Annotated in this window: 28 protein-coding genes and 2 pseudogenes; 11 read left to right on the forward strand and 19 right to left on the reverse strand. The window is 68.8% G+C overall.

The genetic code is table 11. The features are described from left to right. Positions 1-11 precede the first annotated feature (11 nt). The 6 genes from AC07NN_RS15100 to AC07NN_RS15125 all read right to left on the reverse strand — a co-directional run bounded on the left by AC07NN_RS15100 (position 12) and on the right by AC07NN_RS15125 (position 4,536). A complete protein-coding gene (locus AC07NN_RS15100; protein ID WP_047403586.1) occupies positions 12-347 on the reverse strand; it encodes a proton-translocating transhydrogenase family protein in 336 nt (111 codons plus the stop codon). Positions 348-372: 25 nt separating this feature from the next. After that, entirely contained in the window at positions 373-1,515 is a 1,143-nt protein-coding gene (locus tag AC07NN_RS15105) for a Re/Si-specific NAD(P)(+) transhydrogenase subunit alpha (RefSeq protein ID WP_494642432.1), read from the reverse strand. Positions 1,516-1,633: 118 nt separating this feature from the next. Then, complete coding sequence (locus tag AC07NN_RS15110) at positions 1,634-1,864, reverse strand: aa3-type cytochrome c oxidase subunit IV (protein ID WP_494642437.1); 231 nt, start codon at positions 1,862-1,864, stop codon at positions 1,634-1,636. Between the two features lie 64 nt (positions 1,865-1,928). Beyond that, positions 1,929-2,864 (reverse strand): glycosyltransferase family 9 protein, encoded by a 936-nt coding sequence (locus AC07NN_RS15115; RefSeq protein WP_494643970.1) that lies wholly within the window; start codon positions 2,862-2,864, stop codon positions 1,929-1,931. Positions 2,865-3,138: 274 nt separating this feature from the next. Next, complete coding sequence (locus tag AC07NN_RS15120) at positions 3,139-4,059, reverse strand: alpha/beta fold hydrolase (RefSeq protein WP_494642439.1); 921 nt, start codon at positions 4,057-4,059, stop codon at positions 3,139-3,141. 3 nt (positions 4,060-4,062) lie between these two features. Next, positions 4,063-4,536, reverse strand: a complete 474-nt coding sequence (locus AC07NN_RS15125; RefSeq protein WP_494642441.1) for a PaaI family thioesterase — start codon at positions 4,534-4,536, stop codon at positions 4,063-4,065. 90 nt (positions 4,537-4,626) lie between these two features. Between AC07NN_RS15125 and AC07NN_RS15130 the strand changes: the two genes are divergently transcribed. The 3 genes and pseudogenes from AC07NN_RS15130 to AC07NN_RS15140 all read left to right on the forward strand — a co-directional run bounded on the left by AC07NN_RS15130 (position 4,627) and on the right by AC07NN_RS15140 (position 5,845). Continuing rightward, entirely contained in the window at positions 4,627-5,136 is a 510-nt protein-coding gene (locus AC07NN_RS15130; protein ID WP_494642444.1) for an RNA polymerase sigma factor, read from the forward strand. Further along, on the forward strand, positions 5,126-5,725 hold the full coding sequence (locus tag AC07NN_RS15135) for a hypothetical protein (RefSeq protein WP_494642446.1): 600 nt from the start codon (positions 5,126-5,128) through the stop codon (positions 5,723-5,725). Before AC07NN_RS15130 ends, AC07NN_RS15135 begins: the two co-directional genes overlap by 11 nt. Further along, positions 5,715-5,845, forward strand: a pseudogene (locus tag AC07NN_RS15140) (hypothetical protein). The gene AC07NN_RS15135 and the pseudogene AC07NN_RS15140 overlap by 11 nt, the downstream one beginning before the upstream one ends. 12 nt (positions 5,846-5,857) lie before the next feature. On the opposite strand, the gene AC07NN_RS15145 reads toward AC07NN_RS15140, so the two are convergent. The 4 genes from AC07NN_RS15145 to AC07NN_RS15160 form a co-directional block, all read right to left on the reverse strand. Further along, the gene (locus AC07NN_RS15145) at positions 5,858-7,213 is read right to left on the reverse strand and encodes an ABC1 kinase family protein (protein ID WP_494642448.1); all 1,356 of its coding nucleotides are present in this window, start codon (positions 7,211-7,213) and stop codon (positions 5,858-5,860) included. A gap of 112 nt (positions 7,214-7,325) precedes the next feature. Beyond that, positions 7,326-9,116 carry a M3 family oligoendopeptidase gene (locus AC07NN_RS15150; RefSeq protein ID WP_494642450.1) on the reverse strand — a complete coding sequence of 597 codons (1,791 nt, stop codon included), beginning with the start codon at positions 9,114-9,116 and terminating at the stop codon, positions 7,326-7,328. Between the two features lie 55 nt (positions 9,117-9,171). Beyond that, on the reverse strand, positions 9,172-9,819 hold the full coding sequence (locus tag AC07NN_RS15155; RefSeq protein ID WP_494642454.1) for a hypothetical protein: 648 nt from the start codon (positions 9,817-9,819) through the stop codon (positions 9,172-9,174). 12 nt (positions 9,820-9,831) lie between these two features. Next, complete coding sequence (locus AC07NN_RS15160; protein WP_494642458.1) at positions 9,832-10,203, reverse strand: MmcQ/YjbR family DNA-binding protein; 372 nt, start codon at positions 10,201-10,203, stop codon at positions 9,832-9,834. Between the two features lie 149 nt (positions 10,204-10,352). Here AC07NN_RS15160 and AC07NN_RS15165 point away from each other — a divergent pair, with 149 nt between their 5' ends. After that, positions 10,353-11,822: a sigma-54-dependent transcriptional regulator gene (locus AC07NN_RS15165; protein ID WP_494642461.1), complete on the forward strand. Its 1,470-nt coding sequence runs from the start codon at positions 10,353-10,355 to the stop codon at positions 11,820-11,822. Then, a complete protein-coding gene (locus AC07NN_RS15170) occupies positions 11,822-11,920 on the forward strand; it encodes a hypothetical protein (protein WP_494642464.1) in 99 nt (32 codons plus the stop codon). Before AC07NN_RS15165 ends, AC07NN_RS15170 begins: the two co-directional genes overlap by 1 nt. A gap of 30 nt (positions 11,921-11,950) precedes the next feature. On the opposite strand, the gene AC07NN_RS15175 is transcribed toward AC07NN_RS15170, so the two are convergent. From AC07NN_RS15175 to ykgO, 7 genes are all read right to left on the reverse strand, one after another. Continuing rightward, entirely contained in the window at positions 11,951-12,445 is a 495-nt protein-coding gene (locus AC07NN_RS15175; protein ID WP_494642467.1) for a hypothetical protein, read from the reverse strand. Positions 12,446-12,535: 90 nt separating this feature from the next. Next, positions 12,536-13,312, reverse strand: a complete 777-nt coding sequence (locus AC07NN_RS15180) for a tellurite resistance TerB family protein (protein ID WP_494642469.1) — start codon at positions 13,310-13,312, stop codon at positions 12,536-12,538. 77 nt (positions 13,313-13,389) lie between these two features. Then, entirely contained in the window at positions 13,390-13,722 is a 333-nt protein-coding gene (locus AC07NN_RS15185) for a hypothetical protein (protein WP_494642473.1), read from the reverse strand. A gap of 47 nt (positions 13,723-13,769) precedes the next feature. Further along, a complete protein-coding gene (gene gapR, locus AC07NN_RS15190) occupies positions 13,770-14,039 on the reverse strand; it encodes a nucleoid-associated protein GapR (RefSeq protein WP_125159195.1) in 270 nt (89 codons plus the stop codon). 75 nt (positions 14,040-14,114) lie between these two features. Beyond that, entirely contained in the window at positions 14,115-14,990 is an 876-nt protein-coding gene (locus AC07NN_RS15195) for an NAD(P)-dependent oxidoreductase (RefSeq protein ID WP_494642476.1), read from the reverse strand. 147 nt (positions 14,991-15,137) lie between these two features. Continuing rightward, positions 15,138-15,755, reverse strand: a complete 618-nt coding sequence (locus tag AC07NN_RS15200) for an HAD family hydrolase (protein WP_494642479.1) — start codon at positions 15,753-15,755, stop codon at positions 15,138-15,140. Continuing rightward, complete coding sequence (gene ykgO / locus AC07NN_RS15205) at positions 15,755-15,880, reverse strand: type B 50S ribosomal protein L36 (protein ID WP_004616427.1); 126 nt, start codon at positions 15,878-15,880, stop codon at positions 15,755-15,757. The genes AC07NN_RS15200 and ykgO overlap by 1 nt, the downstream gene beginning before the upstream one ends. Before the next feature lie 216 nt (positions 15,881-16,096). Here ykgO and AC07NN_RS15210 point away from each other — a divergent pair, with 216 nt between their 5' ends. Next, positions 16,097-17,398, forward strand: coding sequence for a lytic murein transglycosylase (locus tag AC07NN_RS15210; protein ID WP_494642482.1), 1,302 nt, complete (start codon positions 16,097-16,099; stop codon positions 17,396-17,398). Positions 17,399-17,542: 144 nt separating this feature from the next. Here the strand turns inward: AC07NN_RS15210 and AC07NN_RS15215 are convergent, their stop codons facing one another. Further along, the gene (locus tag AC07NN_RS15215; protein WP_494642484.1) at positions 17,543-18,385 is read right to left on the reverse strand and encodes an aldose 1-epimerase; all 843 of its coding nucleotides are present in this window, start codon (positions 18,383-18,385) and stop codon (positions 17,543-17,545) included. Between the two features lie 121 nt (positions 18,386-18,506). Between AC07NN_RS15215 and AC07NN_RS15220 the strand changes: the two are divergent. The 4 genes and pseudogenes from AC07NN_RS15220 (at position 18,507) to AC07NN_RS15235 (ending at position 24,227) form a co-directional block, all read left to right on the forward strand. Next, positions 18,507-19,738 (forward strand): annotated as a pseudogene (locus AC07NN_RS15220) (winged helix-turn-helix domain-containing protein). A gap of 55 nt (positions 19,739-19,793) precedes the next feature. Further along, positions 19,794-20,618: a response regulator transcription factor gene (locus AC07NN_RS15225; protein ID WP_494642486.1), complete on the forward strand. Its 825-nt coding sequence runs from the start codon at positions 19,794-19,796 to the stop codon at positions 20,616-20,618. 4 nt (positions 20,619-20,622) lie between these two features. Next, positions 20,623-21,966: a FecR family protein gene (locus AC07NN_RS15230; protein ID WP_494642491.1), complete on the forward strand. Its 1,344-nt coding sequence runs from the start codon at positions 20,623-20,625 to the stop codon at positions 21,964-21,966. Beyond that, positions 21,963-24,227 (forward strand): CHASE2 domain-containing protein, encoded by a 2,265-nt coding sequence (locus AC07NN_RS15235; protein ID WP_494642496.1) that lies wholly within the window; start codon positions 21,963-21,965, stop codon positions 24,225-24,227. The genes AC07NN_RS15230 and AC07NN_RS15235 overlap by 4 nt, the downstream gene beginning before the upstream one ends. Here the strand turns inward: AC07NN_RS15235 and AC07NN_RS15240 are convergent. Next, on the reverse strand, positions 24,224-24,715 hold the full coding sequence (locus AC07NN_RS15240) for a hypothetical protein (RefSeq protein ID WP_494642499.1): 492 nt from the start codon (positions 24,713-24,715) through the stop codon (positions 24,224-24,226). The genes AC07NN_RS15235 and AC07NN_RS15240 overlap by 4 nt on opposite strands. A 310-nt stretch (positions 24,716-25,025) precedes the next feature. Here AC07NN_RS15240 and AC07NN_RS15245 point away from each other — a divergent pair, with 310 nt between their 5' ends. Beyond that, complete coding sequence (locus AC07NN_RS15245; RefSeq protein ID WP_494642501.1) at positions 25,026-25,598, forward strand: RNA polymerase sigma factor; 573 nt, start codon at positions 25,026-25,028, stop codon at positions 25,596-25,598. Positions 25,599-25,667 lie beyond the last annotated feature (69 nt).

Genomic DNA, 25,667 nt, shown 5'->3' on the forward strand with positions numbered 1-25,667 from the left:
CTCTCGTCCGCTCACTTCTTCTCTTTCTTCTTGTACATCGCCAGCATTCGCTGGGTGACCAAGAAGCCGCCGAAGATGTTGACCGCCGCGAAGGCCGCGGCGATCGCGCCGGCCCCCTTGGAGATCCAGGTCGAGCCGGCGACGGCGCCGCCGGCCAGGTCGCTATTGGCGCCGTGGGCCGCGGCGGCCAGCAGGGCGCCGACGATGATCACCGACGAAATGGCGTTGGTCACGGCCATCAGCGGCGTGTGCAGCGCGGGCGTCACGCTCCAGACGACGTAGTAGCCGACGAAAATGGCGAGCACGAAGATCGCCAGACGGAACACGGTGGGGTCAACGGCTTCCATGGGAGCCTCCCTTTCAATGCTGTTGTTAGGCGGTCTTCAGGTTCGGATGGACGATCTCGCCACCGCGCGTCACGACGGCGGCTTGCAGGATCTCGTCCTCGAAGTTCGGCTCGAACGCACCTTCCTTCGTCGTGAACAGAGTCGAGAGGGCCACCAGGTTGCGCGAATAGAGCGCGCTGGCGTCGGCGGCGATGCGGCCGGGCAGGTTGGCGTGACCGAGGATCTTGGCGCCGTTGGCGGTGACCACGGTCTCGTTCAGCTTCGCGCCCTCGACATTACCGCCCTGCTCGATGGCCAGGTCGACCAGGATCGAGCCCGGCTTCATCGACGCCACCTGGGCGGCGCTGACCAGCTTCGGAGCCGCGCGGCCCGGGATCAGGGCCGTGGTGATGACGATGTCCTGCTTGGCGATGTGCGAGGAGACCAGTTCGGCCTGCTTGGCCTGGTATTCCTTGGACATCTCCTTGGCGTAGCCGCCGGCGGTCTGGGCGTTCTTGAACTCTTCGTCCTCGACGGCCAGGAACTTGGCGCCCAGCGACTCGACCTGCTCCTTGGTGGCCGGACGCACGTCGGTGGCGGTGACCACCGCGCCCAGGCGACGAGCCGTGGCGATGGCCTGCAGGCCGGCGACGCCGACCCCCATGATGAACACCTTGGCCGCGGCGACGGTGCCGGCGGCGGTCATCATCATCGGCAGGGCCTTGCCATAGGCCTCGGCGCCTTCGATCACGGCGCGATAGCCGGCCAGGTTGGCTTGCGAGGACAGCATGTCCATCACCTGCGCGCGGGTGATGCGCGGGATGAACTCCATGGCGATCGCGGTCGCGCCGGCCTTGGCCAGGGCGTCCAGCGTTTCCTTGTCCTGATACGGATTGAGCGCGGCGGCGACGATCGCGCCCTTCTTCAGGGCCGCGATCTCGGCCGACTCAGGGGCGCGCACCTTGAACAGGACGTCGGCGTCCTTCAGGGCGTCCTTGGCCGTCTTGGCGATCTTGGCGCCGGCCGCCTCGTAGTCGGCGTCCGGATAGGACGCGGCCGTCCCCGCCCCCGCCTGAACCACCACCGAGAAGCCGGCGGCGCCGAGCTTCTTGACGGTTTCAGGCGTGGCCGCGACCCGCGTTTCGTTCGCGCGGGTCTCTTTCGTGACGGCGATAACGGCCATCGGCATACCCCTCCCCAGAGCGCTGTTTGCTCACCAGCATGGGGCGCTCTGTAGGGGATAGTCTTGCCTCTTGTCGAGGCATGACGTGCACGTCAGGGAAAAATTATGCCGATGTCTACCGGTGTCAGTGGGCGGTAGCGGGCTTGTCGCGCAGGAAGAAGATACCCCCAACCAGCAGCACGAAGGCCGGGATAGCGCTACCAACGAAGCCAGCCTTGGTGCAGAACAGCAGCGTGATGAACAGCAGCAGGGTGGAGACGCCCAGCGAGCCCCACTTGGTCATGCCGTTGAACGCGGCGAACGTCGCCGCTTGTTCGTGAATGTCCATCTCACCGCGTTGATAGTCGCCGGCCATGTGTCGTCCTTAAGAGAAAACGGAATTACCGAGGCCCGCCCGATACACTGGGGGCGCCCACGGCTCAAGCGGGCGAATTGCCCCATGCCTCCTTAAGGAAGCGGGTGCGCACGGCGTCGACAGCCTGATCCACGGTGATGTCCGCGATTCGACCTTCGCCGCCGTCGAGGCGCGAAAGCCAGCGCGAATAGGCCGGCACGGGGGCGGTGCCCATCAGGCCGACGCAGGGCGTGCCGACGGCGGCCGCCACGTTCAGCGCGCCCGAGTCGTTGCCCAGGAAACCCGCCGACAGCGAGATCAGGGCCGCCGAATGGTCGAGGGTGAGGTCGCAGGCGACGACGTTGCCGGGCAGGTCGCCGATCGCGGCCTTGGCGGTCTCGGCTTCATGCGGACCGCCAACCCAGAACACCGCGCCGAACAGGTCGGAGAGCCGCTGGGCCGTCTGCGCGAACCGATCGGCCGGCCAGGTGCGAGCGGGCTCGCTGGCGCCGACGCCCAGGCACAGCCACGGGCCGGGCTGGTCGACGTACCTGGCCTTCACGGCGTCGAGGGCCTTGGGATCCAGCTTCAACGCAGGCTCGCGGCTGGCGACGACCAGGCCGTGGGCCGCCTCGAACGCCTCCAGCTTGTCGATCCGGTGGGCGGGTCGCATGGACTTGGGCAGGTAGGGCCCGGTGGTCAGGAAGCTCTCCTGGCCGTGCCCCAGGCCAAAGCCCCGGCGCTCGGGCACGCTGGCCAGGAAGGCGGCGATGGCCGGGCGGTCGATCTTCTCCAGGATCCAGACGGCGCGCGGCTTCTCGGTCTTGCAGAGACGGTAGAAGTCGAGCGTCTCGCGCACGCCCTTCAGCTTGCCCTTGTAGTGCGGGGCGTGGAGCACACGCTCGACGGTCGGCTCGACGGTCAGAACCTCGGACGCCCGGGACGATGGCCGCGCGACCAGCACGACCCTGCCCTCGGGCGTCGTCGCCGCGATCGCCCGGATGGTCGGCAGGTGCCACATCAGGTCGCCGATGCCTCGGTCGGGGGCGTAGACGAGGACGGGGCCGGGGGTGGTCAAGGGTCGAGGGTCTCCGGCGCAAAAAGACACCCTCTCTCTTTGAGAGAGGGAGGGGCCCGCCGCGAAGCGGTGGGAGGGTGAGTGGTTATAATCTCGCAGGACGAAGCGCCGATAGGGGCCAGACCTCTCCGGCAAGGGTGAAACCTCTCACCCTGCCACGCCTTCGGCGCGGGCCCCTCCCTCTCTCTATGAGAGAGGGTTTCCGTAGTGCGCCCGCCTACTTCCAGCTCGCCGACAGCCCCCGCAGCCCCGCCACGAACGCCAGGGGCTGGTCGATCATCACGTGGTGGTCCGCATCGGGCAGCGGCAGCAACAGCACGTCGTCCGGCATCTGCGCGACCATGTAGTCCAGGGTCTCGGCGTGCATCAGGTTCGAGCGCTCGCCCCACATCAGGGCCACCGGGCAGGCGATCTGCGGCAGCAGGTCGCCCAGGTCCGGCATTCGGAAATTGTGCCAGAGGTCCGGATCGAACTTCCACGTCCAGCCGCCCTCGACCGGCTTCAGCGAGCGGCGGGCGATGTCGTCGGCGATGTAGAGGTTCTCGCAGGACTGGGGCGGGGCCAGGCGGAAACGGGCCAGGGCCTCCTCCAGTGTCGCGTAGACCCGCTGCCCCTGGCCGGAGCGCGGCGGCGGGCCTCTCCAGCGCTTCTCGGGCGGCTGGATGCTGCTGTCGGCCATGATCGCCCCGCGCAGGCGCTCCGGGTGGCGCGCGGCGCAGTAGAGGGTCGGGAAGCCACCGAACGAGTGGCCGACCAGGATCGGCTTCACGCCGCCGGCTTCGAGGCCAGCAGCCTCGACAGCGGCGAAGATCTCAGCCGCGAACAGGTCGGCGCTGTAGGCCGGCCGCCAGTCGCTGTCGCCCATGCCCGACCACGAGATCGCCGCCACCCGCCAGTCTTTCGCGAAGAACGGCGCGATGAAGCTCCACCAGTCGGCGTGGGCGCCGTTGCCGTGCAGGAACAGCAGGCCCGGCTTGCCGACCTCGCCCCAGGTCAGGAGTTCGATATTCGCGCCCTCGACGGGGATCAGCGAGCGTTCGGGTTCGTAGGCTATGGCCGCGTCGAACCAGGCCGGCGCGGGCGGTTTCTCGCCCTTGAACGGCGCGAGCAGGGATGAGGGTTGAGCGTCGTCGGCCATGGCTCAGCCCTCCGCCTTGTACGCCAGCTCGCCGGGACGCGGCTTGCGGGGGCTCAGCGCCTTGAAGATGCCCGTGCCGGTGATCAGGGTCCGGTCGCCGGCCCAGATGCGGCCGCGCACGGTGAACAGCATGTCCTCGTCACCGATCAGCTCGCCCTCGCCCTCCACCCAGTCGCCCAGCTTGGCGCCTGAGAGGAAGTCGCACATCAGCCGCACGGTGACCCAGCTGTAGGACTTCTGCAGCGAGATGATCCGGCCCCAGGCCATGTCGGCGAAGCTCATCAGCATGCCGCCGTGGCAATTGCCCAGGCCGTTGGTGTGGTGCTCCTCGACCCGGAACGCCAGGCGCGCCTGGCCGGGCCCCTCGCGGTGCTCGAACAAGGGCCCGATCTGGCGGCCGAAGCCGCGCGACCAGTTCAGCTGGGAAAAGCCGTCAGGGATGGCCCCTGTCTGGGCGTCTGTCAGGTCGTCGGACATACGGTCAGGCTAACGAGCGTTTGAAAAAAGAAAAGCCTTCCGTAAGGACGGCGCTCCGACCGGCATCTAACCTTTCGAAACGGGGGACGGATGGGCCGAGCTCAAGACATCGACGGGGACTTCGCCGACTGGCTGGCGCCGCATCTGCCGATGCTGCACCGGACGGCCCGCGCCTTCGCCCATCCGGCCGACCAGCACGACCTGCTGCAGGAGCTGACGGTGGCGCTGTGGAAGGCGCGGCCCAGGTTCCGGGACGAGAGCGCGGCCGGGACCTTCGTCCACCGCGTGGCCCACAACGCCGCCCTCACCTGGCGGCGCGGCGAAAACCGTCGGCGGCTGCGCGGCGTGGCGGTCGAGGCCGAGATGCTGATCCGCGACGCGGGCGAAGATCCGCAGGTAGCGCTGCTGGAGCGCCTCTACGCGGCCATCCGCCAGCTGCCGCCGGTCGAGCGGTCGCTGATCCTGCTGTCGCTGGATGGCGTCGGCTACGCCGAGATCGCCCGGCTGCACGGCCTTAGCGAAACCAATGTCGGGGCGCGGCTGACGAGAATTCGCCAGCGCGTCTCCAGCCTCGTGGAGGGATCCGACGATGGAGTTTGACCAACTGCAAGCCGCCTGGACCTCGCCGGCCAACACGCCGGACGCCAAGGCCCAGGCCTATCTGATGGAGGAACTGATGAACGCCCTGAAGGCTCGCCGTCGCGGCGAGCTGCTGCTCTTCGCCATCCCGGCCACGGCTATGACGATCTTCTCGGTCATCGCCGCCCAAGCCATCACCTCGGGGCGCATGGACCCCGGTCGCGAGTGGGCCTCGCTGGTGATGATGGGTGTGTGCTGGCTGGCCTTGGTCGCCGTGCTGGCCGTCGGGCTCCTGCTGCGCAAGCGGGGCGGCCCCAGCGGCTCGCCGGTGCGCGACACCCTGACGGCCATGCTGGCCGCCAACCGCCGGGCGCGGACCAACATGAAGATCTTCTGGATGATGCTGCCGGTGTTCGTCGCGCCGATGTTCATGGGCGTCTGGCAGCTGCGCGAGGTCGGCAAGGCCAGCGACCGCAACGCCTGGCAGATGCTGCTCGTGTTCGGCGTGGCGCTGGTGGCCAGCATCGGCTGGAACAGCGCACGGTATCACTGGGTGATGAAGCCCGAGCAGCGGCGGCTGGAAGGGTTGCTGAAGGAGTATGAGGGGTGATCAGCGCCCCCACCGTCACGATGCGTATCCGCATCGCGCCACCTCCCCCGTTGCACGGGTGAGGAGGACCGCCCTCCTGCCCCGCTTGCGGGGGAGGTGGCGCGGCGCGAAGCGCCGTGACGGAGGGGGCGTCTAAAGCCCGACAGCTTCGAGCGCCGCCTGCTGCCGCTCGGCCACCGCCTCTTCCGAGAACCCGTCCAGCGACGCCTCGAACAGCGCCTTCCAATTGTGGCTGGCGCCCAGGTGCAAGAACGCCGCCCCCAGCCCGATCGCCGCACGGTCCATGAACACGAACTCGCGGGGAATGGTCACCGGCCCCTGCGCCTTCAGGGCCTGACGCACCTTGAAGGCCTCGCGGCGGCCGTACTCGCCGGGCGGGACGTCGTCGGCCACGGTGCGGACCCGGTCGTCCAGCAGCGGGCCGTAGATGAAGCGGGCCCAGACGTTCAGGGTGTCGATCAAATCGTCGGTCAGCCCCTGGAAGCCCCAGCTGCGATAGGCCTCGACCTGCTCGGCGCGGTCGTCGTTGGAGAGCGCCCGATAGAGCCGCACCACCCCAGCCACGAACTTCGGCGGGAAGATGCGGATGCAGCCGAAATCCAGCAGGTTCAGGTGCGCCGCGCCCTCTCCGCCGAAGGTGTAGTTCCCCAGATGCGGGTCGCCGTGAATGATGCCCAGGTGGGTCATCGGGCTCCACCAGGCCTCGAACAGCAGGGCGGCGATGCGGTCGCGGACCTCCTGCGGGGCGCCCTTGAAGGCCAGCAGGCCCCGGCCGTCCAGCCAGGTCATCGACAGCAGGCGCCCTGTGGATAACTCCGAGACCGGCGTCGGCGTGCGAATGTCCTCGCGGCCCGCGAAGAAGTTCGCATAGACGGCCATCAGCCTGGCCTCGCGTTCGTAGTCCAGCTCCTCCCGCAGGCGGTCGCCGATCTCGACTATGGCCTCGGAGGGGTCCAGCGAGCCGTCCATCTTCTTGAACAGGCCAATCAGCGCCCGCAGCTGGCCAAGGTCGCTTTCGACCGCGCTCTGCATGTCGGGGTACTGGAGCTTCACCGCGAGTGAGCGGCCGTCATGGGCGACCGCGCGGTGAACCTGGCCCAGCGAGGCGGCCGCGGCGGCCTCGTGCTCGAAGCTCGCGAACTTGCCCCGCCACTCCGGCCCCAGCTCGGCCGCCATGCGTCGACGCACGAACGGCCAACCCATGGCGGGCGCGTTGGTCTGGAGCTCCGCGAGTTCCTTGGCGAACTCCGGCGGCAGCAGGTCCGGCACCGTGGCGAACATCTGCGCCGCCTTCATCAGCGGCCCCTTGAGCCCACCGAGAGCAGCCTTCAGCGCCTTGGCGTTACGGGCGTCGGCGTCGTCGCCGCCGAACATGCGGTTGGCGCCATAGGAGACGGCGGCGCCGGACAGGCCCGCCCCGACCTTGGCGAAGCGCGAGAGGCGTCCGGACAGGCGGTCGCGTTCGGGGTCGTTACGATCGTCAGCCATCGCGCCGCGTCACCTCGTGCTTCGACAGGCTCAGCATGAGGTGACGGAGACACCCCGGCATTTCTTCGTCCTCACCCTGAGCTTGTCGAAGGGCGAGGACGAATGCACGGCGTCAGACGAGTTGTTCGAACTCGTCCACGAGACGCTCCAGCTGCGCGCAGCCGGCGGCCCAGAACGCCTTGTCCCTCGGGTTCAGGCCGAAAGGCTTCAGGGCTTCGACATAGGTGCGCGTACCGCCCGCCGCGAGGAGGTCCTCGTACAGCGGCGCGAATTTCTCGGGATCCTCGCGGCGCTTCTCCATCAAGCCGCGCACCAGCAGGTCCCCGAAGGCGTAGGCGTAGACGTAGAACGGCGCGTGGCAGAAGTGGCTGACATAGGCCCAGTAGTGCTCGTAGCCCACGTTCAGCTTCACGGCCGGACCCAGGCTCTCGCCCATCACTTCCAGCCACAGGCCGCCGATCTGGTCGGGCGACAGCTCGCCCTCCTGGCGGGCCTCGTGGAAGCGGCGCTCGAAGCGGTGGAAGGCGATCTGGCGGACCACGGTATTGAGGCCGTCCTCGATCTTGCCGGCCAGCAGGCCCTTGCGGTCCTCCGGCGTGGCCTCAGCCAGCAGGCGGTCGAACACCAGGCCCTCGCCGAAGATCGAGGCCGTCTCGGCCAGGGTCAGGGGCGTGTCGGCCAGCAAGGTGCCCAGCGGCTGGCAAAGGGTCTGGTGCACGGCGTGGCCTAGCTCATGGGCCAGGGTCAGCACGTCGCGCCGCTCGCCCATGTAATTCATGAACACGAACGGGTGGCGGTCGGCGGTCACCGGGTGGGCGAAGGCGCCGGACTGCTTGCCCGGACGCGGCAGGGCGTCGATCCACGGGCGGTCGAAGAACACCCGCGCGGCGTCGGCGAACTTGGGCGCCAGGTCCTGGAAGCTCTCCAGCACCATGCCCTTGGCCTCGTCCCAGGCGTAGGCGCGCGGCGCGGCGGCGGTCAGGGGCGCGTTGCGGTCCCAGTAGTCCAGGCTGGCGCGGCCCATGACCTTGGCCTTCAGCGCGTAGTAGCGGTGCGACAGGCGCGGATAGGCCTCGACCACCGCCTGCTCCAGGGCGTCGACGGCGTCGCCATCGACCTCGTTGGCCAGGTGGCGCGATTGGGCGGGTGTGTCGTAGCGGCGCCAGCGGTCCTCGACCTGCTTTTCGAAGGCCAGGGTGTTGAGCACCAGGGCCTGGGTCGAGGCGCGTTCCTCCAGCGATGCCGCCAGACCGTCGGCGGCGGCCTTGCGGCGCGCGACGTCAGGGTCGGACAGGCGGTTCAGCGCCTCGGGCAGGGTCAGGGTCTCGTCGCCAGCCTTGGCGGTGAGTTTCGCCAGGGTCTCGTCGTACAGGCGCACCCAGTTGGCGACGGCCGGGGCCTTGTCGACGATGAAGCGCTCCAGCTCCGGCGACAGCTCGTGCGGCCGCGAGAGGCGCACGCGGCGCAGCCACGGCGTCCAGCGGGCGGCTTCGGGCGTGGCCTTAAGCGCCTTCTCGATTTCGGTGTCTTCCAGCTGGTTCAGCTCCAGCGTGAAGAACAGGCTCTCGGCGGCGATCTGCGAGGAGCGAGCCCGCAGGTCGGCCTCGAACTTGGCCCAGGCCGGGTCGTCGCGGGCGACCGAGGCCGCCAGGCCCGCATAGGCGCCGACGCCCCAAAGGCCGTTTGTGGCCTGCTCATAGAGGCTGATGCCGCGATCCAGCAGCACGCCCAGGCGCTGCGGTTCCTTGCGGGCCTCCAGGAACATCCCCTCCAGCGAGGCCAGCTCGTCATTGGCGGCCTTGGCGGCCGCGAGGTCGGTCTCGATGCGCGGATCGTCTCGACCGACATAGAGGTCGGCCAGGTTCCATTCGGGCGGGGCGTCGGGCTTGAAGGGGGCGTTCATGGGGAGGAGATAGGCCCGCACCCCATCCCCGCGCAATGCACGAGGCCTTGAGCGATCAGGTCTTGGCCGCGTGCGGCTCGGCCATCCACGCCGCCACGCAGGTGACGAGATAGGCCACCAGCGCCATGCCGCCCATCGACAGGGGGGCGCCGCTGATCGGCGAGAGCATCGGCACCACCTGCAGGAACAGCAGGAAGGCCAGGAACGCCGGGGCGGCCCGCCAGTCGCGGCCTTCCCTGCCCCGCCGCCAGGCCCAGGCCGCGCCGGCCATGGCCAGCAGGCCCAGCTCCAGGACCTGTTCGGGCAGCGGATAGTCCCACAGGCCCAGCCCGACCTTGGGTCCGTCCCACAGCAGCGGCAGGTCCGGCCGGTGGACCAGGAAGTCGAGGACCCAGTGCGAGAACACCGCCAGGCCGATGAAGAGGCCGGCCCGCCTCGGCAGCTTCAGCAGGGTCATCAGCCCTGCCCCGACCACCACCGACCACAGCACCGCCGCCGGCAGGCTGTGGGTGTAGGGCATGTGGCTGAGCACCAGCGCGCTGCCCGGCAGGCTGTGATCGACGCCGGCCTTCTCGACGCCCAGGATGATCAGGCCGCTCCAGGCGATATCCACCGCCTGGCAGGCCAGGACATAGGTCCATAGCGGAGCCCGGGGCTCGGCCGCCCGCGCGGCCAGCGCCGCCGCATAGTGCCCGACGAACATGGGTCCTCCCGCTCAGACCTCGTACTTTTTGGCGATCGCCTTGGGCGCCACGATCTTCCAGGCCTGGCGCAGGAGTCCAGCCAGTTCGTCGGCGTCCACTTCCGCCAGCCGCACCAGCACCGCCGGATAGCCGCGATAATGGTCGTCGGTGAAGAACCGCTCGGGCGCGGCCTCGAGCAGCAGCTCCTTGGTTTCCATAGAACAGCGGACGGCCACGACGCCGGGGACCAGCACCCGCTTGGCCTTGGGAGAGGGCCTGGCGAGATAGGCCCAGGCCAGTCCCTTGCCGCCGACCTCGAAGGCGAACTGGCCGCTGGGGCTGACGCCCCCGACCACTTCGGGCAGGGCCAAGGCGAGGCTTTCCAGCTGCTCTTCGTCGACCAAACCGCCCTCCCCGTAAGATACTGTTAACTATAACACTTAAGTTTCGCGACACGTCTGCGAAAGCCGATGTTTACCCGCGACCTGTATCACTCTGAACCAACAAGAGCCTTGCTCCACGTGGGCATGGCCGGTTCTGGTGGATGTGCTCAATGACCAAAACGGTCCTCGTCGTCGATGACGACCCGACACAACGTCGGTTGATCCAAGCGGTGCTTGAACGCGAAGGCTTCGCGGTCGCACACGCTGACGGTGGCGACGCCGCCATTGCGCACCTGACCTCCGGGGCGCCCGCCGACGTGATTCTGCTCGACCTGGTCATGCCCGGCATGAATGGCCACGAGACCCTGGCCGAGGTTCGCGCTCGCGGCTTCACCCAGCCCGTGATCGTGCTGACCGCCAGCGGCGGCGTCGACACCGTGGTCAAGGCCATGCAGGCCGGGGCCAGCGACTTCTTCATCAAGCCGGCCAGCCCGGAACGCATCACCGTCTCGATCCGCAACGCCCTGTCGATGGGCGACCTGAAGGGCGAGGTCGAGCGCCTGACCAAGCGCGCGGTCGGCAAGACCACCTTCGCCGACCTGATCGGCGGCTCGCCCATTATGTCGATGGTCAAGCGCATGGGCGAACGCGCCGCCAAGAGCGGCATCCCCGTGCTGATCACCGGCGAAAGCGGCGTCGGCAAGGAGCTGCTCGCCCGCGCCGTGCACGGCTCGTCCGACCGCTCGGGCAAGCCGTTCGTGGCCGTCAACTGCGGCGCCATCCCCGAGAACCTCGTCGAGTCGATCCTGTTCGGCCACGAGAAGGGCTCGTTCACCGGCGCCTCGGACAAGCACCTGGGCAAGTTCAAGGAAGCCGACGGCGGCACCCTGTTCCTGGACGAAGTCGGCGAACTGCCGCTGGACGTCCAGGTCAAGCTGCTGCGCGCGCTGCAAGAGGGCGAGATCGACCCGATCGGCTCCAAGCGCTCGCTGAAGGTCGATGTCCGCATCGTCTCGGCGACCAATCGCGACCTGCAGCAGGCCGTCTCGGCCGGCCATTTCCGCGAGGACCTCTATTACCGCCTGAACGTCTTCCCGCTGGAGGCCCCGTCCCTGCGCGAGCGCCGCGAGGACATCCCGGCCCTGGTCGAGGCGTTCATCCGCCGCTTCAACGTGGAAGAAGGCAAGCGCGTCATCGGCGCCTCGCCCGAGACCCTGCAACTGCTGACCGCGTTCGACTGGCCGGGCAATGTCCGCCAGCTGGAGAACACGATCTACCGGGCCATCGTCCTGGCGGACGCGCCCTATCTGCAGCCGTACGACTTCCCGGCCATCTCCGGCATCGCCGCGCCGATCGAGGCTGTTTCGGTCGCGCCGTCACCGCCGCCGGCCGCCATGCTGCAGGCCGCCCACGCCGCCATGTCGGCCGCCACGGCGGCCGAGGCGCCCGTGCGCATCCTCGACGACCGCGGTCACCTGCGGACGCTGGAAGACATCGAGCGCGACCTGATCCAGCACGCCATCGACGTCTATGCCGGCCATATGAGCGAAGTGGCCCGCCGCCTCGGCATCGGCCGCTCGACGCTCTACCGCAAGGTCCGCGAGCAGGGCATCGAAGTCGACATGAAGGAGGCCGGCTGATGTCGAACCTGACGATCTTCCGCCCGGTCTCGCGCGAGCAGCGCCTGAAGGCCCTGCTGAAGCCGGTCCGCCCGGCGACCAAGCCGGTCCAGGCCTAAGGCTCTAGAACCGATCGATCCGAAAATGGCTCAGGCGCTCGCCTGGGCCATTTTCTTTTCGCGCCAGGCCACGATCAGGGCGATCGGCAGGCCGACGAACAGCACGTGGGCCAGCACGCCGTTGATGAACACCGGCAGGTTGAAGGCGCCGCCGTGGTGGACGTTCGACAGCGGCAGGACGACGTAGTTCATGACGGCGTAGGTCGCGAGGCCATAGCCCACACCCATCAGCACCGGCTTCCTGTTCAGGATCGGCAGGCGCAGGCTGGCCAGGGCGTAGACCGCCACCATCACCGCCATGATCGCGAAGTGCAGGGTCAGACCCAGGGCAGCCGTCTGGGCCCCGCCCTTGAACGCCGCCTTGCCCAGCAGGCCGCTGGCCACGGACTGGAAGATGCGCTCGGGCGCGACGCCCTTGGTCACGGCCCAGTAGACGCAGGCGTCGGTGATATCGAGGGTCCCGGCCACCGCCGTGGCCAGAAGGACGGTCAGAGCGAGACCGCGAGAGGACTTGACGGCTTCCATGTGTTTGCTCCCCAGCATGCGGAGGAGTTAAGCGCAGAACGGCCGCGACCGAGCCTGGCTTGGTCGCGCCGATATCAGCCTTCGTCGCTTTCAGATGCGTCCAGCCGCCGACAGACGCCGCTGAACCTCACTAGCGAACGCAACCTCTTCTGGGTCGACCTCACCATCCGCGTCGATCACGCGGCGCATGGAGCGCATCAACGCCTTCGGATTACCCTCGCCCGCGCATAGACGGACCAAGGCTCGTTCGAAAGCTCGCTCGTCCGGCACCCAAGACTGAACTCTTTTGCGAACAAGAGTTTCATCTAGCGGCTCATCCCAATTGAGCATCACGTGTTTGACGATCTCGTCCTGCTCATCCTCGTCGAAATCTCCATCCGCAGCGCCAACAAAGCTGAGGATGATAATCTCATCTCGACAGCTTTGGACGGCGAGGAGCTCAGGGCTACGGCTCTCGGCTTCGTCGACGGTCATGTACCGCAGCAACGGGTGATCTCTAAAGAACCCCAGCGCGTCTTCATGCACCTCGCCGGTCGCCAAGTCCGTTGCTTCGGCGATCCTGGACGCAAGGAACATGCGCGGAGCCGAACGCATGTGGCAGTAAGCCGTCAGGCGAACTTCAGCGATCTCGTTGAGAAGCGTGCGAAGCGTGATGCAGCGTCCGGTCAGCTGAAGCTTGGCGTCTTGGTAGAGGATATGAAAGGCCATCGGCGGCGCTGGCGGGTCATCCACCTCCACCTGCATCCCGTGGTCATCAAACTCCGCGCCTCGAACCGGCCGCCCCAAGCGCTCAGCGCGCACGCCAACCAAGCGGCGTCTAAAGGCAGATCGCGCCGTAACGAAGTGGTCGAAGTTAAGTTCGGTCATGGCTCCCCCCGAAGCTGAGAGAAAGCTACGCCACACCCGGTACGAGCGTCGATAGGAATTTACAATCGAAGGAGGAATTAGTCGGTGTCGCCCGGCTCGACTTCGGGCCGCCCACGTCGCTGGAAGCCCTTGCCGCGCTTCATCGGCTTGGCTTCACCCTTGGCCTTGCGGGCGATTTCCTTGAGCTTGATGGCTTGGTTGCCCGACAGGGCCTGGCCGCGCGCGCCCTTCTCGGGATCGGCGAAGGCGCGACCGTAGGTCTCGACGCGCTGGGCGACGCTGGTCAGGAACTCACCCTCCCACTCGGAGAGCTCGACACCCGACTTCTCGGCCGCGCGGCGCGCCCGCTTGAGGGCGTTCAGCGCGGCCTTCTTGGCCTGTTCTTTCGGATCGGGCGGCTTGGCGCGCATCGCGGGAGACTATTCCCGACCGTGCGCGCCAACGCACCCGTAAAAACTTAGATCTCGCCGATGGCCGACAGATAGAGGTCGAGGATGGCGTCCTCTTCCTGGCGCTTGGCGCGGTCCTGCTTGCGCAGGCGGACGACCTTCTTGAGGATCTTGACGTCGAAGCCGTTGCCCTTGGCCTCGGCGTAGACTTCCTTCATCTGCTCCATGATCTCGGTCTTCTCGACCTCGAGCCGCTCGACGCGGTCGATGATCGACTTCAGCTGACCCTGGGCGGTCGAGTTCAGAACGTCTGCGTGGGGAACGGCGTCGTCGGCCATGCGGGAAGTCTCGCGAAAGGCTGGAATTGGGAGGCGCGGAACCTAGTTCGAAGCCGCGCCCCTGGGAAGCGCGATTCAGCGGCCTTCCACACGTCCTCGCGCGATCTCGGCCAGAGCCGCCAGGTCGAGGTTCTTCTCGTCACCGCCCAGCAGCGATTCCAGGCTCGCCTCGGCCAGGTCGGCCAGCGGCATGGACAGCCCCTTGGCCTCGGCGGCGTCCAGCACGAGGCGCACGTCCTTCAGGCCCAGCTCGGCGGCGAAGCCCGGCGGGCTGTAGCGGCGCTCGGCGATCATGCTGCCGTAGATCTTGTAGATCGGGGCGTTGAAGATCGTGCTCGACAACATCTCCAGGAGATCCGGCGCCTCGACACCATAGGCCTCGCCCAGCGCCACGGCCTCGCCCATGCTCTCGATGGCCGCGACGATCATGAAGTTGCCGGCCAGCTTTAGCGCGTTGGCGCGGACCGGGTCCTCGCCCAGCGGCCAGACCCTGGCAGCCAGCATGTCCAGCACGGGCTGGGCCTTGGCGACCGCGTCGGGCGCGCCGGCGGCCAGGACGTTGAGCCCCCCGGCCTGGGCTACGGGCGGACGGCCGAACACCGGCGAGGCGACATAGCCCAGGCCCAGCTCGGCATGCAGGGCGGCGAGCTCGCTGGCGAGCGCGGTCGAGATCGTCGCGAGGTTGACGTGGACCAGGCCCTTGCGAGCCCGGGAGAGCGCGCCGCTATCGACCAGCACCTCGCGCATGGCCTGGTCGTGGGCCAGCATGGACAGGACGATGTCGGCGGCGAAGACCTCGTCGACGGCCGCGGCGGGCGTCGCGCCCTCAGCGGCCAACTCGTCAACGATGGCGCGCGAGCGGTTCCACACCGTCACCTTCACGCCCTTGCCCAGGAGATTGCGCACCATGGCCGCGCCCATGGCGCCCAGGCCGACAAAACCAACGTTCATGCGAGATCTCCCGGGAAATTAGGTGCAGGACGAAACCCCGCCCTTCGACAAGCTCAGGGTGAGGTTTCTACTGAAACGCCGAGCCGACAGTAGTCCTCACCTTGAGCCCGTCGAAGGGCGAGGACGGACCCTTGGCGTTGAACTTCGCTAGAGCAGACCGTGCCGCTCGACGGCGGCGCGCAAGGCGGCCGGATCGGTGAAGTGGTGCGTGTGGAAGCCCATGTCCATGGCCGCCTGGATGTTCTTTTCACTGTCGTCGACGAACAGCAGGTCCGAGGCCTGTAGCCCCGTGCGCTCCAGCACGATCTCGTAGATGCGGCGATCCGGTTTGATCACACCCTCATCGCCCGAGACGATCGCATCGCGGAAATGGCCGAAATGGACGGGTGACAGCGCCTGGACGGCCGGCCACTTGCTCTGGGGCATGTTGGTCAGGGCGAACTGCGGGACGTCGCGTTCGGCCAGCGCCCCGATCACCGCGACGGTCTCGGGGATGGGGCCCGACAGCATCTCGGGAAAGCGCTCGTCCCAGGCGCGGATATGGTCCGCTTGCTCGGGGAAGCGTTCGATCAGCGGGGCGGCGTTCTCCGGGAAGCCGACGCCCCGGTCATGCGCCACGTGCCAATCGAGGGTGCAGACATGCGAAAGGAACCGGTCGAGATCGGCCGGTTCCTTGAAGATCTTCGCATACAGTGCGCGGGGATCCCAACGCACGATGACGTTGCCGACATCCCAGAGCACAGCCCTGGGAGGCGCAAGCGTCATTAGCCTTGCTTGGCTTTGAAGCGCGGGTCGGTCTTGTTGATGATGTAGATGACGCCCTTGCGGCGAACCATCTTGCAGTCGCGGTGGCGACCCTTCAGCGACTTCAGCGAGCTGCGAACCTTCATGACCGTCTCTGTACTTCAGCGGAGAGGTTCGGGGCACGCAAAAGGCGGCCGGAACATCCGGGGTGTTTCGGAGGCGGTGCGTATAAGTGCGACGCCGCCCGGAGTCAATGCGTTCCAGGCTTTCCCTCAGGTTTCCACAGCGAGTTTAACCGGAACCTCGGCCGGCTGGCGCGCTTGTGATTGAAGCTTTCGCTCGAACCCCGGTAGCTTTCGTACATGGCCATTGATCGTCGTGTCTTCCTCGTTCTCCTGCTCGCCGGCTGCGCGGACACCTCTCCGCAAGGGCCTCTGACCGCCGTCAGCCCACCTCCGCCGCCCGCGCCCAAGCCGCAGACGCCCGTCGCGCCGACGCCCGCGCCCAACACCCCGGTGCCCGCCGGCGAGCTGGCCTTCGACACCTGGCTGGCCGATTTCCGCGTCCGCGCCCTGGCCGCCGGCCTGTCGCAGCAGCTACTGGACCGCGAGCTGGCCGGCGTCACGCCCAATCCCACGGTCATCAGCCTGGACAGCCGTCAGCCGGAATTCTCCAAGCCGGTCGGGGCCTATATCAACGGCGTGATCGGCGACGACCGCATCGCCATCGGCCGCGCCAAGCGCGAGCAGTTGACCTATCTGCCGGCCATCGAGGCCCGCTACGGCGTGCCGCGCGACATCCTGCTGGCCGTCTGGGCCATGGAATCGGCCTTCGGCAAGCTGCAGGGCAATTTCGACGTCGTCCGCTCGATGATGAGCCTGGCCGCCGACGGCCGCCGCCGCGCCTGGGCCGAGGGCGAGCTGATCGCGGCCCTGAAGATCATCGATTCGGGCGAGGTGACCCGCGAGCAGCTGAAGGGCTCCTGGGCCGGCGCCATGGGCCAGACCCAGTTCATCCCCTCCAGCTACCGCGCCACGGCCGTCGACTTCGACGGCGACGGCAAGCGCGACATCTGGGGCTCGGACGCCGACAGCCTGGCCTCGGCCGCCAACCTGCTGGCGCGCGGCGGCTGGAAGCCGGGCGTGGGCTGGGCCAAGGAAGTGATCCTGCCGTCGGGCTTCGACTATTCGGTCACCGAGGTCGAGCGCCAGCCGCCGTCGTGGTGGGAGGCCAAGGGCGTGCGCCGCGCCGACGGCCTGCCTTGGACCGCCGCCGACGCCGCCTCGCCGGCCATGCTGATCCTGCCCTCGGGCGCGGCCGGCCCGGCCTTCCTGGCCCTGCCCAACCACTTCGCGATCCGCACCTATAACAACTCGACGTCCTACGCCCTGGGCATCGGCCTTCTGGCCGACCGCTTCGCCGGCGGCGGGCCGCTGGTCACGCCGTGGCCGGTCGAGACGCCCCTGTCGCTGTCGGACCGCATGGCCGCCCAGATCGCCCTGGCCCGCGTCGGCTTCAATCCGGGCCCGGCGGACGGGGTGATCGGCGCGGGCACGCGCAAGGCGCTGCGGGCGTGGCAGCAGAGCCAGCAGCTGCCGGCGGACGGCTATTTGTCGAACGACATGGTCGCGCGACTGAAGGCGCAGGCGGGGATTACGCCGTAGATGAAGCTCCCTCTCTCTTGGAGAGAGGGTTGGGGTGAGAGGTTACGAGAGATGACGGCGTGCCGGCACTCCGGTTGATGCCGTAACCTCTCACCCTCCCACGCCTAAGGCGCGGGTCCCTCCCTCTCTCTCAGAGAGAGGGATTTACGCGCGGACTTCCATCCAGATGCTCCGGCTCTCGCCCGGCTGCAGCGTCACCATCCCCGTCTCCCCCTCCCCGAACGGATTAGGCCGGCTCGCGCAGGGTTCGACGCAGAGATAGCCCTCGCCCGGCGGCACATAGACGTGCAGCCAACGGCACTCGGGCGAAGCGGTGACCGCCGTGTCCGGCTGCCCCGGCGCGCTCAACACCGCCCGCTGGGTCCAGCCGGTGTAGCAGTGGTCGATCAACGCATTCCCCGCCACGCCCACGCCCGCCGCCCAGTCGGGTCCCCAGACGCCGGCGTGATGCTCGGTCGCCAGGGCGTTTTCGTCGATCAGCCAGACCCCGTCATTGGCCGCCGTCAGGGTCTCGCCCTCGCGTGCTGGGAAATAGGGATGAAAGCCCAGGCCGGCCGGCATGGCCGTATCGCCCGTATTGGTCACGGTCAGCGCGACGCGGAAGCCCGCCTCGCCCAGTACGAACCGCTGCTCGGCGCGATAGGCCCACGGCCAGTCGCCGGCGGGATGCTCGTAAGAGAGCACGGCCTCGCCGTCTGTGGCCTTCTCCACCATCCAGGCGCCGCGCCAGCCCTGGCCGTGCAGCGCATGCGGATGACCCGGCAGGTTCGGCGGCAGGACGACCTCGCGGCCTTCGAAGGCAAAGCGGCCGTTCGGGATGCGATTGCAGAACGGGACCAGCGGGAAGCTCGCCGTCAGCAGGGCGTCGGTCGCGCCCGCCACCATCGGCCGCAGCACGTCGCGCCCGGCCACCGTGAAGGCGGCGACCGCGCCGCCGACCTCGGGCGCGAAGACCAGGCGGGCCGGGCCCTTCTCGATGGCGGTCATGACTGCGGCTCCCAGGAAACTAGCGGCCGCATCGGTAGGATCATTCGAGGCCGAGGCCAAGTCCGCGTGGTAGCGGTCTCAGGACCTTGCGGCCCGCGACGACGCAAGCTCAACTGCGGCCATGATCGAAACCCTCTCCGCCAAGGAAGCGCGGCGCATCGCGCTGGCGGCGCAGGGCTTCGGACGCCCCCGACCCGCCGCGCCGGGCAAGCGCCATCTGCTCTCGACCATCGAGGCCCTGGGCGTCGTCCAGATTGACTCGGTCAATGTGGTCTCGCGCTCGCACTACCTGCCGCTGTTCTCGCGGCTCGGATCCTACGACCGCACGGTCCTGGAAGACCTGGCCTGGGGGAAGAAGCCATCCCTGGCCGAATACTGGGCGCACGAGGCCTCGCTGACGCCGCTCTCCACCCACCCGCTGCTGCGCTGGCGGATGCAGGACGCGCTGGACGGCGTCGGAGTGTGGAAGAACGTCGCCGGCTTCCTGCGCAGCCACGCCGACTTCATCCAGAAAGCGCTCGACACCGTCGCTCAGCGCGGCCCGCTGGCGGCCTCGGAGCTGGAGATCGGCGCCAAGGGCGAAGGCGGCTGGTGGGGCTGGAGCGAGGGCAAGCGGGCCATGGAGTGCCTGTTCTGGACCGGCCGCCTGACCACCGCCACGCGCCGCAACAGCTTCGAGCGCGTCTACGGCCTGCCAGAGCGGGTGCTGCCAAAGGCCATCCACGAGACCCCGACGCCGGACCGGGCGTTCGCCTGCCGTGAGCTGCTGAAGATCTCCGCCCGGGCCATGGGCGTAGCGACCGAGCGGGACCTGCGCGACTATTTCCGCCTGTCGCTGGCCGACGCCCGCGATGGCGTGGCCTCGCTAGTCGCCGACGGGACCCTGGCCCAGGTCGCGGTGAAGGGCTGGGACCAGCCGGCCTATCTGTGGCCCGAGGCCCGACGGCCGCGCGCGATCAAGGCCCGCGCCCTGCTCTCGCCGTTCGACAACCTGATCTGGTTCCGCGAGCGCACCGAGCGGATGTTCGGCGTCCGGGTGCGGCTGGAGATCTACACCCCGGCCCACAAGCGCACCCACGGCTATTATGTGCTGCCGTTCCTGCAGGACGAGGCGATCACCGCCCGGGTCGATTTGAAGGCCGATCGCAAGGCCGGCAAGCTGCTGGTCCTGGCCGCCCACGCCGAGCCGGACGCCAATGACGAGACCCCGGCCGCCCTCGCCGAGGAGCTGGCGCTGATGGCCGGATGGCTCGGCCTGTCGGGCGTGGAGGTCCGCCCCGTCGGCGACCTGGCCCCCAACTTGGGTTCGATCGTCCGCGCCGCGCCCTGAAAGACGCCTCGACCGGACTGTAAAGCTTTGTAAAATTACCGCCTGAAGTCGAGCGGACAGGGATGGGGCGGGGTACAGATGAAGAGCTGGTCGCCTGCTCGACGCCCCACCGAGAGCGAGCCACCCGCGGCGCGCTCCGCTCCCCCGCGGAGCGCGCCTCTTCCCAGCACAAGTGACCAGATGAAAGTCGCCCTGCTCGACGACGACCACAGCCACAACGCGCTTGTTGCGTCGGTGCTGGATCCCGCCGGCTTCCTCTGCACCAGCTTCACCCAGCCCTCGAAGTTCCTGTCGGAACTGCGCAAGCAGACCTTCGACCTGGTGATCCTCGACTGGAACATGCCGGAGCTGTCGGGCGTCGAGACCCTGAAGCTGCTGCGCGAGGACCCGGCCACCGCGCCACCGGTGCTGCTGCTGACCAGCCGCTCGATCGAGGACGACCTGGTCCAGGGCCTGAACGCCGGCGCCGACGACTATATCGTCAAGCCGCTGCAGCCCCAGGTGCTGCTGGCCCGGGTCAACGCCGTGGCGCGCCGCATCCATCGGCCCACGGCCCAGACGACCACCGAGCAGCACGGCCAGTACCGCCTGGACCCCGGCGCGCAGACGGCCAGTTGGAACGGTCACGTCGAGACCCTGACGCCCAAGGAATTCCAGCTGGTCTCCCTGCTGTTCAACAACCTGTCGCGGCCGCTGTCGCGCGAGTACCTGCTGCGGCGGATCTGGGGCCAGCGGCCGGATCTGGAGACCCGCACCCTGGACGCCCACGTCTCGCGCCTGCGGGCCAAGCTGCATCTTCGACCGACCAACGGTTTCCGACTGAGCACGGTCTATGGTTTCGGCTATCGTCTGGAGGCCTGCGATCCCGATACGGCGGAGACGCACGCGGGCGGGGGAGACTAGTCGGATGCTCAAGGCCGCGGGGGCGAGCCTCATTCTACTCACGGGGATGGCGATGGCGGGCGAGGCCGCGGCGCAGGCCGCCCAGCCCGCCGAGCCGCCCGTGGCCTATGTGGTCAAGCCGGGCGACACCCTGATCGGCCTGGGCCGCGCCTATCTGAACGGGCCTGGCGACTACAAGGCGGTCCAGAAGGCCAACAAGGTCCGCGAGCCGCGCCGCCTGCGGCCCGGCTCGCAGCTGAACATCGACGCCAGCCTGCTGAAATCGACGCCGATCGCCGCCAGCCTGTCGGCCTTCAGCGGCCCGGTGCAGATCGAGACCAACGGCCAGCGCGCGCCGGCCCGGGTCGGCATGGCCCTGGCCGAGGGCCAGGTGGTGATCACCGGCCCCAACGCCTTCGCCACCTTCGAGCTGGAGGACGCCTCGCGCGTCACCCTGCCGTCCAACACCCGCGTCCGCATCGCGCGGATGCGCCAGATCGTGATCAACGGCGCGCCGCAGCGCGTGCTGCACCTGGACCAGGGCCGCGGCACGATCTCGGCCACGCCCACCACCAATCCCGCCGGCAAGTTCGAGGTCCGCACCCCCGTCTCGGTCTCGGCCGTGCGCGGCACCGAGTTCCGGGTCGGCGCGGGCGACGATAGGGCCCAGACCGAAGTGCTGAAGGGCGCGGTCGGGGTCGACGCCGGCGCGGTGGCCACGGGCGCGCCGCCCGTGCCGGCCGGCTTCGGCGTCAGCGCCACGGCGGCGGGCGTCAGCGCCCCGGTGAAGCTGCTGGTCGCGCCCAAGCTCGGCGCGGGCGGCCAGACCCAGGGCGACAAGACTGTCCGCTTCGCCATCGAGCCCGTGACGGGCGCGGCCGCCTATCGCCTGCAGCTGTCACGTGACGCCGGCTTCGTCGACGTGTTCGGCGAGGCGACCAGCAAGGAGCCGGCTTCCGACTTCGGCGAGATGGCCAATGGCACCTATTTCGTCCGCCTGACCGCCCTGGACGCCGGCGGGCTGGAAGGCTTCCCGGCCGACTACAGCTTCGACCGCGACCTCGACACCCTGGACGCCAGCGCGCCCAGCGACAGCCGCGAGGGCAAGCACCGCAAGTTCCTGTTCCGCTGGAGCTCGGCGGGCGATGGCGTGCGCAACTACCGCTTCCAGATGTTCGCGGGCCTTGATGGCAAGAATGGGGGCGCCAAGGTCCCGACCGTCGACCAGCCGGGCCTGACCGAACCGCAGCTGACCCTGACCGACCTGCCGCCGGGGACCTATGCCTGGCGCGTGACGGCCATCCGCTTCAAGAACGGCAAGATCACCGAGAAGCTGGGCCCGCTGCAGACGCTGCAGATCGGTAAGTGACGATAGCCCCGCCCCGCGCGTCGCGGCCTGGTCGGCTGCTGTCGTGGCTGCTGCTGGCGGCCGTGGCCAGCCTGATCATGGGCTTCTTCGCCGTGGTCCCGCCCCAGCGGGTGGACAACGTGCTCTACGACGTGCTGGCCCGCGCCAACGGACGTCCGGCCGACGCCTCGATCCTGCTGGTCGATATCGACGACAAGAGCCTGGCCGAGCTGGGCGCCTGGCCCTGGTCGCGCGACACCCACGCCCGGATGGTCGACCAGCTCAGCCAGTCCGGCGCGCGGACGATCGTCTATGACGTGCTGTTCAGCCAGGCTGGCGACGAGGCTCATGACCAGGCCCTGGGCGAGGCGGTGGCGCGGTCGGGCAAGGTCTATCTGCCCCAATTCCTGATCGACGCCGGCCCCGAGGCCCCGCCGGCCGTCGTCAGCTCGATTCCCCAGATCGCCCGGGGCGCGGCGGGGACGGGCCTAGCCCATGTCCGCTTCGACGACGACGGGGTGGTCCGCCGCATGGCGCCGTTCGAGGCCAAGGGCCCCGACCTCAGCCCCGACCTGATGACCGTGGTCCACCGCGCCACCCGGGCGCCCAACGCCAAGGACCCGACGCGCGGCGCCGAGCAGACCCTGCTGATCCCGTTCGCGGGCCCGCCGTCGATCTATCGCCATGTCAGTTTCGCCAGCGTGCTGGACGGCGAGGTGCCGCCGTCGCTGATCGAGGGCCGGACGGTGTTCGTCGGCCTGACCGCGCCGGGCCTCGGCCCCGCCTTCCCGACGCCGGTGACGCCCGACGCGGCCAGCATGACCGGGGTGCAGCTGCAGGCCAGCATCCTGGACGGCCTGCGCAGCGGCCTGATGATCCAGCCCGCCGGCCCCCTGGGGCGCGTGGCCTTCACCCTGACCCTGCTATGGCTGCTGATGATCGGCCTGCTGGTCCTGCCGCCGCGCGCCAACCTCGTCCTGATCATCGGCCTGTGCCTGCTGGGCCTGGCCTATTCGGCGGCGATGTTCTGGCTGGGCCATGTCTGGCTGTCGCCCATCGCCACCGTGCTGGGATTGAAGATCGTCGGCCTGGTCTGGGGCTTCGGACAGCTGGGCCGGGTCAACGACCTGCTCGGCCGCGAGCTGGCCCGCGTGAGGTCGATCGTGCGCGGCCGCTCGACTTCGCCCAAGGCCTTCGAGACCGACGTCGTCTCCCGCCAGGCCTCCAGCCTGGGCGAGGCCATCACCCGCATCGACGACCTGCGCCGGTTCTCGGCCGACGCCCTGTTCAGCCTGCCCGACGCCACCCTGGTGGCCGACGCGCGCGGCCGGGTGATCGCCGCCAACGCCGCCGCCCAGGCGCTGTTCAAGCCCGCTCAGGTGACGCTGTACGGCGCTTCGCTCGCGGACCTGCTCAATGCCCTGGAGCCCCTGGGACGCCGGTTCGAGCTGGACTGGCCACAGGAAACAGATCGCCGCGAGCCGATCGACCTGCACCTGCCGGACGGCCGCGCCTACCAGTTGCAGACCGTGTTCCGTCGCGACGAGACCGGAGCCAGCGCGGGCTGGATCGTACGCTTGGCCGACATCTCGATCCTGACGGCCGCCATGCGCCAGCGCGAGCAGGCCCTGCAACTGCTGACCCACGACATGCGCTCGCCGCAGACCTCGATCCTGGCCCTGCTGGCCACGACGCCGGACGTCCCGCCCGAGCTTTCCGAGCGCATCGGCGCCTATGCCAGGCGCACCCTGGCACTGGCTGACGGCTTCGTGCGGCTGGCGCGGGCCGAAGTGACGCCGGTGGTGCTTGAGCCCGTCGACCTGGCCGACATCGCCGTCGAGGCCATCGACGAGGTCTGGCCGCAGTCGGTGCAGCGCAAGATCCGCATCGAGCAGGCCGGCGAGGACGCGCCGCTGATGGTGCTGGGCGACCGCGGTGTCCTGGCCCGCACCCTGGTCAATCTGCTCGGCAATGCGGTGAAGTACGGCCCCGAGGGCTCGACGGTCACGGTCACCCTGTCCGAACAGCCCTCTCCCGCCGGTCCGACCGCCAATGTCGCCGTCGCCGATCAGGGACCGGGCTTCTCGCGAGAAGAGGCCGCCACGGCGTTCCGGCCGTTTCAGCGGTTCGAGCGTCCGGGCTCGGAAGCGGCCGGCGGCGTCGGCCTGGGCCTGGCTTTCGTGCACGCGGCCGTCGCCCGTCACGGCGGCGAGGTGTCGTGCCGCAGCGAACCCGGCGTCGGCGCCGAGTTCACGGTGAGGCTGCCCCGCTACGCGGGCTAGCTCTTGGTCGGCGTTCGCAGGGCCGAGACCAGCAGGTCGGCCACGACGGCCGGCTCTTCCTTGCGCACCCGGATCGACGACCAGGCGACGGTCTTGCCGGTCTTGGCCTCCAGCACCGCCAGGGTCACGACGCGGACCGGGCTCTTGCGGCTCCAGAAGCGTTGCGGCGGTGGCTGGCTGCGCCAGGTCTTGTCGTCGAGGGCCCCGGCCGCGCTGGAGACACCGACCGTCGGGGCCGAGGCGCCGACCCCAACCTGGACGAGATAGGCGGGCGCGCCGCCCACCGCGCCGCCGCCCAGCCGGCCGAGGGCCTCGCCCTGCACCGCCTTGGCGAAGGCCGCGTCCTCGCTGTCGGCCTGGCTGGCATAGGCGGCCACCGCCGCGCCGCGCAGCCCGGCCACGTCACCCTGCCCCACCGCGCGCGGCGCGACGCAGGCGCTCAGCGTCAGGAGCAAGGCTCCGACCGCCACAAAGGTCCGTCCGCGCATGATCATTCGCCCCCGAATTGCCCCACGGCGGTGACGATAGCGCCCGCGGGAAAAGAGGTCACGCGTCACGGCGCCGAAGCCGACGGCGCCGCTTGCCCGCGCCCGCCGCGACATTTCGCCACATAACGGCAGGAGCCCCCGCGGAGCCCCTCCCGCGAGGCGCGAAAAGAAACCGATCCGGGACAGGAAAAACGTCGCTATTTGAAGTTTCACCCGCTTTCCTCGTCTCGCGGGCGGCCCTATTTGCTTCGCCTGGGACGGGTATCGACGGCCGCAAACAAGGATCGTCTTTCCGCCAAAAAGATGGATAGTGCTGCGCCGTAAGGGGCGGCGATTGGCAGACGTGGGTGGACTTTTGAGCGTGCCGGACTCGGACAAGGCCGCGCTACTGGGCCTGTACGAGGAAAAGCGCACCAATCTGGTGCGCTTCTTCGCTGCGCGCCTGGGCTCCCGCGCCGAAGCCGAGGACCTGGTGCAGGACCTGTTCATCCGGATCAGCGGCATGGAGACCATCGGCCCGGTCGACAATCCTTCCGCCCTGCTGCACCGGATCGGCTCGAACCTGATGCTGGACCGGCTGCGCAGCCAGAAGCGATCCGGCGCCCGCGACAACGACTGGCGCGCGGCGAACACCGTCACCGTGGCCGGCCAGGAAATCGCCGACGAACCCGCCGCCGACGACGTGCTCGCCGGCCGCCAACGGCTGCAGGCCCTGGTCGAGGCGGTTCAGGATCTCCCCGAAAAGACCCGTCAGGCTTTCCAGTTGCACAAGCTGGACGGCCACAGCCACGCTGAGACAGCGCGTCGCATGGGCATCAGCGTCAGCACCGTGGAAAAACACATAAGCTCTGCTTTAAAGACACTGACGAGGCGACTGCGGTGATTTATGCAGTTGCACATGGGGGATGGCGCTCATCGGCGCCGTCTACGTTCAGGGGGATGATGGATCCTC

This window comes from Caulobacter sp. GW821-FHT09H08, from assembly GCF_059415885.1.

Coding starts and splice junctions, on each gene's coding strand:
- AC07NN_RS15100 (WP_047403586.1), bottom strand. CDS start 347: ATGGAAGCCGTTGACCCCACCGTGTTCCGTCTGGCGATCTTCGTGCTC.
- AC07NN_RS15105 (WP_494642432.1), bottom strand. CDS start 1,515: ATGCCGATGGCCGTTATCGCCGTCACGAAAGAGACCCGCGCGAACGAA.
- AC07NN_RS15110 (WP_494642437.1), bottom strand. CDS start 1,864: ATGGCCGGCGACTATCAACGCGGTGAGATGGACATTCACGAACAAGCG.
- AC07NN_RS15115 (WP_494643970.1), bottom strand. CDS start 2,864: ATGTGGCACCTGCCGACCATCCGGGCGATCGCGGCGACGACGCCCGAG.
- AC07NN_RS15120 (WP_494642439.1), bottom strand. CDS start 4,059: ATGGCCGACGACGCTCAACCCTCATCCCTGCTCGCGCCGTTCAAGGGC.
- AC07NN_RS15125 (WP_494642441.1), bottom strand. CDS start 4,536: ATGTCCGACGACCTGACAGACGCCCAGACAGGGGCCATCCCTGACGGC.
- AC07NN_RS15130 (WP_494642444.1), top strand. CDS start 4,627: ATGGGCCGAGCTCAAGACATCGACGGGGACTTCGCCGACTGGCTGGCG.
- AC07NN_RS15135 (WP_494642446.1), top strand. CDS start 5,126: ATGGAGTTTGACCAACTGCAAGCCGCCTGGACCTCGCCGGCCAACACG.
- AC07NN_RS15145 (WP_494642448.1), bottom strand. CDS start 7,213: ATGGCTGACGATCGTAACGACCCCGAACGCGACCGCCTGTCCGGACGC.
- AC07NN_RS15150 (WP_494642450.1), bottom strand. CDS start 9,116: ATGAACGCCCCCTTCAAGCCCGACGCCCCGCCCGAATGGAACCTGGCC.
- AC07NN_RS15155 (WP_494642454.1), bottom strand. CDS start 9,819: ATGTTCGTCGGGCACTATGCGGCGGCGCTGGCCGCGCGGGCGGCCGAG.
- AC07NN_RS15165 (WP_494642461.1), top strand. CDS start 10,353: ATGACCAAAACGGTCCTCGTCGTCGATGACGACCCGACACAACGTCGG.
- AC07NN_RS15170 (WP_494642464.1), top strand. CDS start 11,822: ATGTCGAACCTGACGATCTTCCGCCCGGTCTCGCGCGAGCAGCGCCTG.
- AC07NN_RS15175 (WP_494642467.1), bottom strand. CDS start 12,445: ATGGAAGCCGTCAAGTCCTCTCGCGGTCTCGCTCTGACCGTCCTTCTG.
- AC07NN_RS15180 (WP_494642469.1), bottom strand. CDS start 13,312: ATGACCGAACTTAACTTCGACCACTTCGTTACGGCGCGATCTGCCTTT.
- AC07NN_RS15185 (WP_494642473.1), bottom strand. CDS start 13,722: ATGCGCGCCAAGCCGCCCGATCCGAAAGAACAGGCCAAGAAGGCCGCG.
- gapR (WP_125159195.1), bottom strand. CDS start 14,039: ATGGCCGACGACGCCGTTCCCCACGCAGACGTTCTGAACTCGACCGCC.
- AC07NN_RS15195 (WP_494642476.1), bottom strand. CDS start 14,990: ATGAACGTTGGTTTTGTCGGCCTGGGCGCCATGGGCGCGGCCATGGTG.
- AC07NN_RS15200 (WP_494642479.1), bottom strand. CDS start 15,755: ATGACGCTTGCGCCTCCCAGGGCTGTGCTCTGGGATGTCGGCAACGTC.
- ykgO (WP_004616427.1), bottom strand. CDS start 15,880: ATGAAGGTTCGCAGCTCGCTGAAGTCGCTGAAGGGTCGCCACCGCGAC.
- AC07NN_RS15210 (WP_494642482.1), top strand. CDS start 16,097: ATGGCCATTGATCGTCGTGTCTTCCTCGTTCTCCTGCTCGCCGGCTGC.
- AC07NN_RS15215 (WP_494642484.1), bottom strand. CDS start 18,385: ATGACCGCCATCGAGAAGGGCCCGGCCCGCCTGGTCTTCGCGCCCGAG.
- AC07NN_RS15225 (WP_494642486.1), top strand. CDS start 19,794: ATGAAGAGCTGGTCGCCTGCTCGACGCCCCACCGAGAGCGAGCCACCC.
- AC07NN_RS15230 (WP_494642491.1), top strand. CDS start 20,623: ATGCTCAAGGCCGCGGGGGCGAGCCTCATTCTACTCACGGGGATGGCG.
- AC07NN_RS15240 (WP_494642499.1), bottom strand. CDS start 24,715: ATGCGCGGACGGACCTTTGTGGCGGTCGGAGCCTTGCTCCTGACGCTG.